The sequence below is a fragment of the Nonomuraea mesophila genome (genome assembly GCF_004352805.1).
GTDB lineage: Bacteria > Actinomycetota > Actinomycetes > Streptosporangiales > Streptosporangiaceae > Nonomuraea > Nonomuraea longispora.
In genome coordinates this window covers 1-12,744 of the sequence record NZ_SMLD01000228.1, presented here as the reverse complement: position 1 = coordinate 12,744, position 12,744 = coordinate 1, and the positions used below count along the sequence as shown (strand labels likewise).

At 70.2% G+C, this 12,744-nt stretch carries 10 protein-coding genes; 5 read left to right on the top strand and 5 right to left on the bottom strand.

Translation table 11 applies throughout. From position 1 onward, the window contains the following. Window positions 1–221, top strand: a 221-nt coding sequence (locus E1295_RS43820; protein WP_132640595.1) for a zinc ribbon domain-containing protein, incomplete at its 5' end; no start/stop codon positions are given. Between the two features lie 217 nt (window positions 222–438). Here E1295_RS43820 and E1295_RS43815 read toward each other — a convergent pair. Then, the gene (locus E1295_RS43815) at window positions 439–1,320 is read right to left on the bottom strand and encodes a sigma-70 family RNA polymerase sigma factor (protein ID WP_132640593.1); all 882 of its coding nucleotides are present in this window, start codon (window positions 1,318–1,320) and stop codon (window positions 439–441) included. 86 nt (window positions 1,321–1,406) lie between these two features. Between E1295_RS43815 and E1295_RS43810 the strand changes: the two genes are divergently transcribed. Both E1295_RS43810 and E1295_RS43805 read left to right on the top strand, forming a co-directional pair. Continuing rightward, entirely contained in the window at window positions 1,407–1,703 is a 297-nt protein-coding gene (locus E1295_RS43810) for a hypothetical protein (protein WP_132640591.1), read from the top strand. Further along, a complete protein-coding gene (locus E1295_RS43805; protein ID WP_132640589.1) occupies window positions 1,700–2,068 on the top strand; it encodes a DoxX family protein in 369 nt (122 codons plus the stop codon). The genes E1295_RS43810 and E1295_RS43805 overlap by 4 nt, the downstream gene beginning before the upstream one ends. A gap of 938 nt (window positions 2,069–3,006) precedes the next feature. Here E1295_RS43805 and E1295_RS43800 read toward each other — a convergent pair. The 4 genes from E1295_RS43800 to E1295_RS43785 all read right to left on the bottom strand — a co-directional run bounded on the left by E1295_RS43800 (window position 3,007) and on the right by E1295_RS43785 (window position 8,896). Continuing rightward, window positions 3,007–4,215: an acyl-CoA dehydrogenase family protein gene (locus E1295_RS43800; RefSeq protein ID WP_132640587.1), complete on the bottom strand. Its 1,209-nt coding sequence runs from the start codon at window positions 4,213–4,215 to the stop codon at window positions 3,007–3,009. 79 nt (window positions 4,216–4,294) lie between these two features. Further along, window positions 4,295–5,221 carry a glucosyl-3-phosphoglycerate synthase gene (locus E1295_RS43795; protein ID WP_132640585.1) on the bottom strand — a complete coding sequence of 309 codons (927 nt, stop codon included), beginning with the start codon at window positions 5,219–5,221 and terminating at the stop codon, window positions 4,295–4,297. A 33-nt stretch (window positions 5,222–5,254) separates the two neighbouring features. Further along, entirely contained in the window at window positions 5,255–6,727 is a 1,473-nt protein-coding gene (locus E1295_RS43790) for a helix-turn-helix transcriptional regulator (protein ID WP_246081113.1), read from the bottom strand. 183 nt (window positions 6,728–6,910) lie between these two features. Next, a complete protein-coding gene (locus tag E1295_RS43785; protein ID WP_132640583.1) occupies window positions 6,911–8,896 on the bottom strand; it encodes a YncE family protein in 1,986 nt (661 codons plus the stop codon). A 219-nt stretch (window positions 8,897–9,115) separates the two neighbouring features. On the opposite strand from E1295_RS43785, the gene E1295_RS43780 reads away from it, so the two are divergent. Then, window positions 9,116–11,086, top strand: a complete 1,971-nt coding sequence (locus E1295_RS43780; protein ID WP_132640581.1) for a WD40 repeat domain-containing protein — start codon at window positions 9,116–9,118, stop codon at window positions 11,084–11,086. Between the two features lie 199 nt (window positions 11,087–11,285). Continuing rightward, window positions 11,286–12,569 (top strand): isocitrate lyase, encoded by a 1,284-nt coding sequence (gene aceA / locus E1295_RS43775; RefSeq protein ID WP_132640579.1) that lies wholly within the window; start codon window positions 11,286–11,288, stop codon window positions 12,567–12,569. The last annotated feature ends 175 nt before the right edge of the window (window positions 12,570–12,744 follow it).

Here is a 12,744-nt window from a genome sequence, read left to right as displayed (position 1 = left end):
AGATGCGCGGCATGCTGGAGTACAAGGCCGCCTGGTACGGGCGCACGCTCGTGGCGGTGGACCGCTGGTTCCCCTCCTCCAAGCTGTGCTCGGCGTGCGGGGCCCTGCAGGAGACGATGCCGCTGAAGGTCCGGGAGTGGATGTGCGCCTGCGGCGCGGTCCATGACCGGGACGTCAACGCGGCCCAGAACGTGCTCGCCGCCGGGCTGGCGGAGAGCTGAAACGCCTGTGGAGCTGGTGTCAGACCTCAACGAGAGTCCTCTCGGACGGGCAACCGGCTGTGAAGCAGGAACCCTCACGGGCGACCGTGGGAATCCCCCTCCTTCAGGAGGGGGAGGATGTCAACAACATTCCCCAGACCCGATGGTGATCGCGGCGCCGGACCCGACGACGTTCGACACCCGCCGCGGCACAGCGCGCATGGGGGCGGCCCCCTGATCACCCACTGCTCTGGCCGAAAAGGGCGGAACCTCGTGGCTGGTCGCGCAGTGACATCGTGCCGGCCGCGTACGGAGTGATCTCGATCTTCGTGATGAGACCGGCGTCGATGCGGAAGCGGATGAGCGCGTACGCGTGGCCGCCGGGTGCGATGACCGCGCCAGGCCGCCCCGCGATGAGGACCGGAGCCGCGTTGGCGATGCGGTCGCGGAAGATCCTCGTCTCTTCCGCGACCGCCGCTGCCCCCCGGACTTCCGTTGCGGAGCCTGCCGGGAGCAGGGAAAGGTCAGCGGTACGGACGACGTCGGGAGCCATCAAGGTGACGAGTCGTGCGATGTCGCCGCCGCGTGCGGCTGCCAGGAACGCCTCGATGATCTCGTTTTCTTCCGCGTCGTGGCGGCGTACGACAGGTCGCGCGTCGCGCAGTCGTGCGCGCGCACGGCTGGCCAGCTTCTTCGCCGAGACCGTGTTCGTGTCGAGCGCCGCGGCGACCTGATCGAACGGGATGGCGAAGAGATCGTGCAACACGTACGCCACTCGCTGTCTGGGCGAGAGTTCGTCGAGCAGCACCAGCAGGGCTCTGGACACTTCTTCACGGCGAAGGAACGTCTCGTCGGCACTGATCCTGCCGCCGGCGATGTCATAGGAGTGCAAGGGGAGTTCGCCACGTCGCTCACGCGCCCGCAGCAGGTCCAGGCACAGACGCGCGGTCACCGTGGTGAACCAGCCGTCCAGGTTGGCGACGTCGGCCGCCCCGGCCGCCTGGACCCGCGTCCAGGCGGTCTGGACGGCGTCCTCGGCGTCGTGATACGAGCCCACGATCCTGTGGGCCAGCGACATCAGCCGGGGACGAGACGCCTCGAAGTGTTCGACGAGTTTCATGGGTGTGGTCACCTTTCGCGTGTGTTCAACGTCAGGAGGGTGAGAGACCGGCTACCTGACGAGCACACCTCTTTGAGGAGACACACATGAGCGTACAGATTGTCCGATTCAACACCACACTCGAACAGGCTCCGGAAGCGGAAGCGGCCATCAAGAAGGTGTTCGCCGCGATCGAGGAAGCAGCACCGACCGGCCTTGACTACACAGCCGTACGAGTGGCGGACGGCACGGAATTCCTGCTGACCCTCCACCTTGCCGACGCCGACATCAACCCGCTCCTCGACATCCAGGAGGCCCTCGCGTTCAGGGCCAAGGTCGCGCAGTGGGCCGGCGCGCCCATACCTCCGCGACCGGTGACGCTGCTGGGGCGGTATGCCCGTTGACCACAGCACTCGGCATCGGGCTGTTCATCGCGACTCTCGCCTGCATCCTGGCCAACGCCTTCGAGGTGATCGCGAAGGCGGTCTCGGCTCAGTTCGTGGTGCGTAACTGTGCCGAGGTCGGCCTCGATCCGCGGTGGATCCCCTACCTCGCGGTCGTTGAGGGCTCCGGGGTCGCAGGGCTCGTGCTCGGGCTGCTCGGCCGGCCTCTCCTCGGGCTGGCCGCCGCCTTGGGGCTCGTGCTGTTCTTCGTCGGAGCCGTCCTCGCCCATGTCCGCGCGCGTGTGTTTCACAACCTCGGCTTCCCGGTGGTCTTCCTCCTTCTGGCAGTGGCTGCCGGCGCGCACTTCGGTGGGTCGCTCGCCTGATCGCACGGGAAGAGCCCGCTGGGAGGGGCTGCGGGGCAGGGGCACGGAACCGGTCGCCGGGACGCCGCCGACGCGCGACGGCTTGTGAGACGCGACCGGAGGCGAAAATCTCGCGCCGACGTCTCGGCGGAACAGGGTCGAGGCCGTTGCGGGACGGTGAGGCTGAGTGCGGTGAAGCCGATGAGGTGGATCAGGCACTTGGCGGCGGTGCGGCCCGGGTCGGCAGGGCCGGCGGCCAGGAACGCCGCGAGGAGGTCGGCGGGCCTGCAGCATGACGCGGTCTGCTGATCGAGGTCGCGGTTGCGTCCGTCGTCCTGAGGAAGCGCGGGTCCTCAGGGCCGCGGCCGCAATGGATGCTGTTGGCCTGGGTCAGGGTGAACGTGGTCGTCGGAGCGGCCGGCAGGTGGGTGCGCCGAAACACAGAAATCGCCCGCCGATCCCGAAGCAAAATACCGTTAGGGAAGCAGGCCAAACAGAAGCAGCTTCGTGGTCACGTTTGTGATCACGAGGCTCTTCCTGTGTCGGGGGCGCAGGCCCGGGCAAGCAGGGCTCATCAAAGAGTGTCTTTGATCCCTGAGCCGCAGAGCAGGTTTCGGAGCCTCTCAGATCCCCATGCCTCGGTGGGTCGCGGAGCATCTGCGCGCGCACATCGACGCCCACGCCCCACGGCCGTACATCCTGCCCTGGGAGGTACTTAGCGGGAAACCGCCTACTCACAAGCTGCTGTTCCGCTGGGGCACCGCTGACTTACACGTGCGGCATCGCAACTACGACGAGACCATCTGGAAGCCCGCGCTCGTTGCGGCCGGAGTCATCCCTGACCCGGTCAAGGATGCACGAGGTCGGCGGCAGTACCTCACCACCCGGCAGCAGGGCACACCAGCTCCGTCACTAACGATGATCCTGCGGACACGCCGCCCCTGTGACGTGCGGCGTTCTCAGCGGACCGGCAACCCGGTGACCGCTCTGCCGATGATGAGGCGCTGGATCTCCGATGTGCCCTCGAAGATGGTGAAGATCTTGGCGTCGCGGTGGAATCGTTCGACCGGATGGTCGCGTGTGTAGCCGGCGCCGCCCAGGATCTGGACGGCCTGCTCCGTCACCCACACCGCCGTCTCCCCCGCGACCAGTTTCGACATCGAGCCCTCCGCCTGTTCGAAGGGCCTGCCGTTCCTGGCCATCCAGGCCGCGCGCCAGGTCAGCAGGCGGGCGACGTCGACGCGGGTCGCCATGTCGGCCAGCAGGAAGGCGATGGCCTGGTTGGATCCGATCCGGCGGCCGAACTGCTCCCTCTCGCGGGCGTAGTCCCTGGCGTACTCGAAGGCCGCCCGCGCGATGCCCACGGCCATCGCGGCCACGGCAGGGCGGGTGGTCTCGAACGTGCGCATCGCCGCCTGCTCCCCCGCCCGCTCCCCGTTGCGCACCCGGCTCAGCCGCGCCTGCAGTTTCTCCTTGCCGCCCAGCAGGCAGGAGCCCGGTACGCGGACGTCGTCGAGCACGACCTCGGCCGTGTGGGAGGCGCGGATGCCGTGTTTGCGGAGCTTCTGGCCCATGGACAGGCCGGGCGTGCCCGGAGGGACGACGAAGGAGGCCTGGCCGCGGGTGCCGAGTGACGGGTCGACCGAGGCGACGACCACGTGGACGTTCGCTATGCCGCCGTTCGTGACCCACGCCTTGACGCCGTTCAGCACCCAGTCGTCCCCGTCGGGCACGGCACGGGTGCGGATGGCGCCGATGTCGGACCCGGCGTCCGGCTCCGACGCGCAGAAGGCGCCCAGCTTGACGTCGCTCTCGGAGCCGAACATCTGCGGCAGCCACTCCCCTACCTGCTCGGGCGTGCCGTTGCCGGACAGGGCGGCGGCCGCCAGCCCGGTGCCGACGATGGACAGGCCGATGCCCGCGTCGCCCCAGAAGATCTCCTCGAACGCCACCGGCAGCGCCAGCCCGCTCTCCTCGAACCACTGGGTGGCGAAGAAGTCGAGTGAGTAGAGCCCGACCTTGGCCGCCTCCTGGATGACCGGCCACGGGGTTTCTTCGCGTTCGTCCCATTCGGCGCCCGCCGGGCGGATCACGTCGCGGGCGAAGGCGTGCACCCAGTCGCGTACCTCGGTCACCTCGTCGCTGGGCTCGGGACAGAAAGCGCTCATGCAGGACCCCTTACTCGTTACCGCCGGTAACACCTTACCCGCGGGTAGTGCCGCCCGCGAAGGGGCTGTGGTGCGGGGTTCAGGCCGCCATGGTGATCATCGGTGGTCGTTCGGCGATGCCGATGTCCGTCAGCATGACCTCGTGACCGTCGCCGGCCCTGCGGAACTGCGCCAGCCGGAGCGAGGGTGCGTGACAGGTCTCGATCTTGCCCTGGCGTTCCAGGCGGGACCACGCGGCCAGCATGATCTGGGAGGCCATTCCTCCCAGGGCTTCCGTCGACTGCGGTGCGTGCTCCCGCGAGCCCAGGTCCACCTGCGCGAACGCGTCCAGCCCCGCCAGTTCGAGCAGGTCGATGAGCAGCCCGAGCTCCACGCCGTACCCGGTCAGGAACGGCACCCGTTCCAGGGCGGAGCGCCGGCCGGCGTACTCGCCCGCCAGCGGCTGCACGAACCCGGCCAGCCGCGGCCAGTGGAGGTTGATCAGGGGGCGGGCGACCAGTTCGGTGACGCGGCCGCCGCCGTTCGAGGAGCCGTTGAGGGGACGGTCATAGCACGCCTTGGCGTACACCACGGTCGGGTCGGCGAGGATGGGTCCGAGCAGCCCAAATACCAGTGAAGGGCGAAATTTCCGGATGTCGGCGTCGGCGAACACCAGCACATCCCCCGAGGTGACCGCCAGCGACTTCCAGAGTGCCTCCCCCTTGCCGTCGAGCGGCTTGAGCCGCGGCAGGATCTCGTCCTGGGCGTGCACCGTGGCCCCGGCCCGCGCGGCCACCAGGGCCGTGTCGTCGGTGGAGCGCGAGTCGATGACCACGATCTCGTCGACGAGCCCGCCCAGCTCCCGCCGGATCACGGTGACGATCTCCCCCACGGTCTCCCGCTCGTCGCGGGCCGGGAGCACCACGCTCACCGTCGTACGGCCCTTGGCCGCCACCAGGTCCCGCAGCGGCCAGTCCGTGACGCACGAAGTACGGCGTCGCAACCATGTACGCACCTCAGGCAGCATGCGACCCCTCCCCCCGTATCCCCACATTTCAGCTTAGGGGGTGGCGGCGTGGCGCTCCAGGAAGGTGTAGACGTCCGCCTCGTCCACCCCGGGGAACGATCCGGGCGGCAGGGCGGCCAGGACGTGGGAGTTGGCGCGGGCGGACGGCCAGGCGTACCCCTCCCACCGTTCGGCCAGCCCGGCGGGCGGGCGGCGGCAGCAGTCGCCGCTGGGACAGCCGGAACGGGTGCGGTTGGTCGTCTCACGCCCGCGGAACCAGCGCGACTCCTTGTACGGCACTCCCAGCGTGATGGCGAAGTCCCGCTCGCGCGACGGATCGACGTGGGCCACGCAGAAATAGGTCCCGGTGGGCGAGTCGGAGTACTGGTAGAACACCGAGAACCGGTCGGGTGAGGCGAAGACCTGCCGCCCCGACCACTGCAGGCACATGCGCTGCCCCTCGATGGCCCCCTGCTCGTCCGCGGGGAAGACGATGCCGTCGTTCTCGTACGCCTTGTAGATGATGCCTCCGGCGTCGTTGCGCACGAAGTGGCAGACGAGCCCGAGGTGGTGGGTGGCCAGGTTGGTGAAGCGGTGGGCGGCCATCTCGTACGACACCGCGAACACGTCGCGCAGGTCCTCCACCGACACCGCCCGCTGCGCCTTGGCCTCCTGGAGGTAGGGCGCGGCGGCCCGCTCGGGGACGAGCACGGCGGCGGCGAAGTAGTTGGCCTCGGTGCGCTGGCGCAGGAAGTCGGCGAAGTCGCGGGGTTTGTCGTGGCCGAGCGCGAGGTGGCCGAGCGTCTGGAGCAGGATCGTACGCGGGGTGTGCATGCCGAGCTGCTCGTGTTTGACGTAGATGCGCCGGTGGCGCAGATCGGTGATGGAGCGCACGGAGCGCGGCAGATCCTGGGCGGTGTGCACCGTGTAGCCGAAGTGCGTGACCAGCCCCTGGATCATGCTCTGCGACAGGGCGCCCGTACGGTAGCCGACGGCGTCGAGCGCCTGGGCGGCGGCCTTCTCGATGTCGGGGAAATAGTTGCCCACCTCCCGCTGCCGGCGGCGCAGCTCGGCGTTGGCGACCCGGGCCTCCTCGGGGGTGGCGGTGCCGCGGGCCTGCCGGGCGCGCAGTTCGCCGTACAGACCGAGGAGATGTTCGAGCACGTCGTTGGGCACGCGCGCGGAGACCTTCAGCCGCGGCAGGCCGAGCCCCGCGTAGATGGGGTCGCGCTGGGCCTCCTCCAGCGCGATCTCGAGCTGGGCGCGGCGGTTGGGCGGCTGGCGGCGCAGCAGTTCCTCGACGGGCACGCCGAGGGCGGAGGCGAGCGACTTGAGCAGCGACAGCTTGGGCTCGCGTTTGCCGTTCTCCAGCAGTGACAGCTGGCTGGGCGCCCTGCCGACGCGCGACCCGAGGTCGGACAGGGTGAGGCCGCGCTGTTTACGCAGGTGACGGAGGCGCTGGCCGAAGGCGATCAGATCCAGCTCCTGCGTCAAAGACAGCGGTTCTTCACCGAGCAACGGCCCCATGTCGGCATCTTAGGCAGAAAAACTAGCCATTTTCTAGATTTCGGACACCAAGCGCTCGACCGGCCGGAACACGCCCGCACCACCGCACCGGGGGAAGGCGCCGCGCGGCGAGCCGGCGGCCCGGTGGCGCAGCGGCCAAGTGGCCCGCCGCACGGCCGGCGCGCGTCCTTCACCGGCCGGGGCTCAGGCCGGACCCCCTGACCCGGGTACGGGAACGGTCACGGTCGGGCAGCGCGGGTCCAGCCGGATGCGCGCCAGATGGCGGCCCGCGATGGCCCAGGCGTACCAGGATCCGGGCTCGAAGTGGAGCTGCGGGTTGGTGTGCCACTCGTCGCCCATGCCGGTGGCCAGCAGCGTGGCCCCGCGCTCGGCGTCGAGCTCGTAGGCGTTGCCGCCGTCGCGGAAGACCGAGGCGAACAGGCGGCCCCGGTGCACGGTCAGCTCGCCGTAGCCGGACACCTTGCCCTGCCGGACGACCTGCCGCGTCTCGGGGTCGAGGGCGGCCCAGGCCCCCGAGTCGCGTTTGAACGACGCGTACAGCAGCCCGCCGTGCAGCTTGACGTCCTGGAAGGTGCGGTGGCCCGGCATCGGCTCGTCCTGCCACAGGACGGTACGGCGGGCGAGGTCGAAGGCGGCGATGGACGCGGACGGCGCATCGGTGCCGAACACGTCGCCCGCCAGGTAGACCACGCCCCGCCCGGCGTCGAGCGTCAGGCTCATGAGGTTCTGGCCGGGGATGACGCCTTGATACACGTCCATGGCGCCGGTCGCGGGATCGACCACCGACAGCGCGCCGTCGATGCTCGCCGACAATGACGCGGTCGCGACGAGGAGCTTGCCGGAGCGGTCGTCGTACTCGATGTCCCAGGGCCGCTTCTGGTCGTGGCCGAGGGAGCCGAGGCTGCGGACCTCGTCGGTGCGCACGTCGACGGAGATGATCTCGCCGGTGGGGTACATGGCGGCGTAGACCTTGTTCCCGTCGCGGGTCATCGCCTTCGGCTCGCCCGGCACCCGGATTCTGCGGTGTTCGCCGGTACGCAGGTCGCGGATCTCCATGGCGAAGTGCCCGCCGACGTACACGGCGCGGCCGGGGACCAGCAGCATGCTCTGCGTGCGCTCGGCGCCGGGCGTCAGGCCCGCGTCGACGAGGTCGGTGAACTCGGCCGTGCCGGTGCCCGCGTCCAGCCACCACAGGCCGCCGCTGCCCGCCACGGACATCAGCGTGTTCGCGCCGGTCACGTGGAGCAGGCGGGTCTCGTCGGCGTGGGACGGCGGATCGATGACCTTGGTGAGCGCCGTGTCGCCGGTGCGGTAGCGGTAGACGGTGCCGTCGGGGCGCGAGGCGGCGTAGACGGTGCCGTCGGGGGCGGTGGTCAAGGCGTCCAGCAGCCCGGACTCGACGGTGACCCGCCGCAGGTCCGTGCCGTCCTTGCGGACGTCGATCAGCTCGCCGCCGGCGGCTGCCAGGACCCGGTCACCGTTGAGCGCGACGGCGCCGACCCCGCTGTCGCCCGCCGCGAGCCGCAGGACGGCGCCGCTGTCGCGGTCGATCCGTACGAGCAGCCGCTTCTCCAGCAGGCCCGCGTAGACGTGGCGGTCGTCGGCCTGGATGGCGCGCACGTTGCTCTCGCCCTGGGCCGGCGGGTCGTAGCGGCGGACCGCGCCGGTGGCGGGGACGTACTCCCACACGCGCCCGTCGGGGGAGGTGCCCGCGTACAAGGTGCCGTCGGGGGCCGCGGTCAGGCTCCAGACGAAGCCGCCGGCCTCGCCGAAGGAGTGCAGGTGCCTGACCTGCCCGGTGGCGAGGTCGAAGCCGTACAGGTCGGGGACGGGGTAGGTGCCGACGTAGACCGTCCCGCCGGACACGGCGACGGCCCAGCCGCCCTCAGGCTCCCCGTCGGCAGGGTCGTCGGGGAGCGTCACGCTCCTGACCACCTCACGGGTGGCCAGGTCGATCTCGGCCAGGACGGGCGGCTTGGGTCCGCGCGTGACGACGTAGGCATGGCCGTCGTGTACGGCGGCGCCCACGACGGCCGCGGTCACCGAGGCCGTGCCGTACGTCGTGACCGCCTGGCCGCCGCACCGCGAAGGAGCGGCCACGGCGGGATCGGCCGGTGAGACGAGAGCGGGTAACAGGCCCGCCACGACGACGAGCAGGGATCTGAGCATGCTCCCGGGACCTCTCGTTCCGTTCTGAAAGCATTTTGGCCCTGACCGTAACGGGATGCGCGTCACCCCGTCAACGACTCGCCGATCGCGACCCCCGGCCTCCGATGGGAGTCGGCACGCTCTCCCGGCAGCACTCACGACCGAGGGAGCCGATCACGATCTGGACGTTACGGCCTGGACCGTTATAGCGTGCGGCGAAACCGTACCAGGGAGCCGCACATGATCCCCCGCCGTCGATTCCTGCAAGCCGCCACCGTCGCCACGGTGGCCGCCGGCCTGCCCGCCACCGCCGCTCACGCCGGCGACACGCGCACCGGCGACGCCGCCCGCACCGCTCCGCCCGCCGAGGGCACCCTCACCGACCTGGGCCCCGCCAGCGTCGCCAGCCCGCTGGGCAACGCCGAGTTCGCCGGCGGCGTGCTCTACGCCGGGTCGCGCGGGCTGTCGCCCAACGTGGTCGGCGCCTACGACGTGGCCGAGGACTCGATCACCGCCCACTTCGACATCCCCACGGGCATCGGGGTGTGGGCGATGTGCAAGGTCGGCACCGACGTCTACGTCGGCACCCACTCCACGTCGGACCTGTACAAGCTCGACACGGTGGCCGGCGCGCTCACCAAGGTCGCCTCCTTCCCCGACCACTTCATCTGGACCCTCGCCGCCTCCCCCGACGGCAAGGTCTACCTGGGCACGTCGGAGCCGGGCAAGGTCAAGGAGTACGACCCCGCCACCGGCGCCACCCGCGATCTGGGCGAGGCCGTGCCGGGCGAGGCGTACGTGCGCGCCATCCAGGCCGACGACACGCACGTCTACGCAGGCGTCGGCGCCAACGCCCACCTCATCGCGATCGACCGGGCCACCGGCGAGCGGCGCGACCTGCTGCCGTCCGAGCTGGCCGACCGCGACTGGGTGTCGAGCATGCACGTCTCCGGCACCCACATCGCCGGAGGCATGAACTCGCTGGCCGAGCTGCTCATCCTGAACAAGGCCGACCCGTCCGACCACCGGGTGGTCAAGGCCACGGCCGAGGGCGAGAAGTACATCGTCTCGGTCCTCATCCACGACGGCCACGTCTATTTCGCGGGGCGTCCGAGCGGCACCTTCTACCGCTGCAGCCTGGAGACCGGCGAGCTGGAGGTCCTCGGCGTGCCGTACGCCGAGGCCGCCACCCACCGCATCCTGGCCCACGAGGGCCGCGTCTACGGCGTGCAGGACAACGCGGTGTTCGTCTACGATCCCGCGACCGGCGCGCTGGACTACCGCAACCTGGTGCAGCGCGGTTTCCGGGCGGCGGCGGAGGAGCCGATGTCGGTGCACTCCGACGGCGAACGGGTCTACGTCGGGGGCAAGAGCGGCGCCGACATCCACGACCTGGCCACCGGCGAGGTCACCCGGCTGTCCATCCCGGGCGAGCCGAAGACCATGCTCACCGTCAAGGACACCACCTACCTCGGCGTCTACACGCAGGCCGCGCTCTACTCCCACCGCGCCGGCGACGCCGAGGCCAAGCTGCTCGCGCGTACCGGCAACCAGCAGGACCGGCCGCGCGAGCTGGCCTACGACGACCGGACCGGCGTGCTCGTGATGCCCACCCAGCCCGAGCCGGGCCACATGAACGGCGCGCTGTCGTTCTACTCCCCGCACACCGGCGAGTACGTCACCCAGCGCCCCGCCGTCGAACGCCAGACGGTCTACTCGGTCGTCACCCGGAGCGGCATCGCCTATCTCGGCACGCTCACCCAGGAGGGCCTCGGGCTGCCGCCGGTCACCACCACCGCCCGCCTGGCGGCCTTCGATCTGTCGGCGCGGGAGCTGTTGTGGCAGGTCGAGCCCGTCCCCGAGGCCCGCTACCTCTCCGCGCTCGCGCTCGGTCCCAGGCGGCTGTACGGCATGGCGAACACGGGCGTGGTCTTCGAGTTCGACCTGCGCACCCGGAAGGTCACCCGCAGCCTCCAGGTCGGGGCGAAGGGCGGTGACCTGTTCGTCGTGGGCCGGGTGGCGTACTGCGGCGACGGCGACAAGGTGTACAAGATCGACCTGGCGAGGTTCACCGCGAAGGCCATCGTGACCGGGCTGGCGGGCGAGTGGTTCGGCGGCGAGCCCAAGCTGGCCCTCGACCCGTCCCGCCGCGCTCTGTACGGGGTCAAGGAGCGCAATCTGGTGCGCATCGCCATCAGCGGCAGGAGGTGACCGCCGTGCCACCCGCCGGACCGCGAACGAATGCGAGCATGCCTGATCACGGAAAGTCGTGATTTATTCTTCGGAGAATACCGGCAGGTAGCGTGTATTTCGATAATTTTCGTGAACCTTCTCGTCGTCTCCGACTTTTGACCCTGGGCCCAGGGGCAGAGACTCGGCGTAAGCCCCAGGGGACGACGAAGGAGTGATCATGAAGGATCGCCTCAAGGGAGCTGCCGAGCAGCTGCAGGACGAATGGGACCACGACCCGCGCTGGGCGGGCATCGAGCGTACGTACACCGCCGAGGACGTGATCCGGCTGCGCGGCAGCATCCAGGAGGAGCACACGCTCGCCCGGCTCGGCGCCGAGCGGCTGTGGGCCCTGCTGCACACCGAGGACTACGTCGCCTCACTCGGCGCGCTCACCGGCAACCAGGCCGTCCAGCAGGTGAAGGCCGGCCTGAAGGCGATCTACCTGTCCGGCTGGCAGGTCGCCGCCGACGCCAACCTGGGCGGGCACACCTACCCCGACCAGAGCCTCTACCCGGCCAACTCCGTGCCGGCCGTCGTCCGCCGCATCAACAACGCGCTGCTGCGGGCCGACCAGATCACCTGGTCGGAAGGCGTCGAGAGCCCGCACTGGCTGGCTCCGATCGTGGCCGACGCGGAGGCCGGGTTCGGCGGCGTGCTCAACGCCTTCGAGCTCATGAAGGGCATGATCGCGGCCGGCGCCGCGGGCGTGCACTGGGAGGACCAGCTCGCCTCCGAGAAGAAGTGCGGCCACCTCGGCGGCAAGGTGCTGATCCCCACCGGCCAGCACGTCAAGACGCTCAACGCCGCCCGCCTCGCCGCCGACGTCTGCGGCGTCCCCTCACTGATCATCGCGCGGACCGACGCCCAGGCCGCGACGCTGCTGACCAGCGACGTGGACCCGCGCGACCAGGCGTTCACCACCGGCGAGCGCACCGCAGAAGGCTTCTACCGGGTCAGGAACGGGCTGGAGGCGTGCATCGCGCGCGGCCTGGCGTACGCGCCGCACTCCGACCTGCTCTGGATGGAGACCGGCACGCCCGACCTGCAGATCGCCCGCGAGTTCGCCGAGGCGATCAAGGCCGAGCACCCGGACCAGCTGCTCGCCTACAACTGCTCGCCGTCGTTCAACTGGAAGAAACACCTGGACGACTCCACGATCGCCAAGTTCCAGCGGGAACTGGGACACATGGGGTACAAGTTCCAGTTCATCACGCTGGCCGGCTTCCACTCCCTCAACTACTCCATGTTCGACCTGGCCCGGGGGTACGCCGGCGACGGCATGCCGGCCTACGTGGAGCTGCAGGAGGCGGAGTTCGCCGCCGAGGCGCGCGGCTACACCGCGACCCGGCACCAGCGCGAGGTCGGCACCGGCTACTTCGACCTGGTCAGCACGGCCGTGGCCCCCGACTCCTCGACGACCGCGCTCAAGGGCTCCACCGAGGAGGAGCAGTTCACCCACTGAGCCCCTGAGCACCTGAGCACGCCGGCCACCTCCAGGGCATGGGAGGGTTCCCCGGCTGCTCAGGAACAGGGCCGCGCCGGTCCTCCCCAGCACCGGCGCGGCCCTTTCTCATGAGGAGCCGGTGGGCGTCGGAGTGCCGGGGGCTGTCTCTTAGACACATCTTACTCTCTCTTGG

Bases quoted from the DNA above. Each gene is read 5' to 3' on its own strand.
- E1295_RS43795 (WP_132640585.1), bottom strand. From the start codon at position 5,221: ATGCTGCCTGAGGTGCGTACATGGTTGCGACGCCGTACTTCGTGCGTC.
- aceA (WP_132640579.1), top strand. From the start codon at position 11,286: ATGAAGGATCGCCTCAAGGGAGCTGCCGAGCAGCTGCAGGACGAATGG.
- E1295_RS43780 (WP_132640581.1), top strand. From the start codon at position 9,116: ATGATCCCCCGCCGTCGATTCCTGCAAGCCGCCACCGTCGCCACGGTG.
- E1295_RS43800 (WP_132640587.1), bottom strand. From the start codon at position 4,215: ATGAGCGCTTTCTGTCCCGAGCCCAGCGACGAGGTGACCGAGGTACGC.
- E1295_RS43810 (WP_132640591.1), top strand. From the start codon at position 1,407: ATGAGCGTACAGATTGTCCGATTCAACACCACACTCGAACAGGCTCCG.
- E1295_RS43815 (WP_132640593.1), bottom strand. From the start codon at position 1,320: ATGAAACTCGTCGAACACTTCGAGGCGTCTCGTCCCCGGCTGATGTCG.
- E1295_RS43790 (WP_246081113.1), bottom strand. From the start codon at position 6,727: ATGGGGCCGTTGCTCGGTGAAGAACCGCTGTCTTTGACGCAGGAGCTG.
- E1295_RS43785 (WP_132640583.1), bottom strand. From the start codon at position 8,896: ATGCTCAGATCCCTGCTCGTCGTCGTGGCGGGCCTGTTACCCGCTCTC.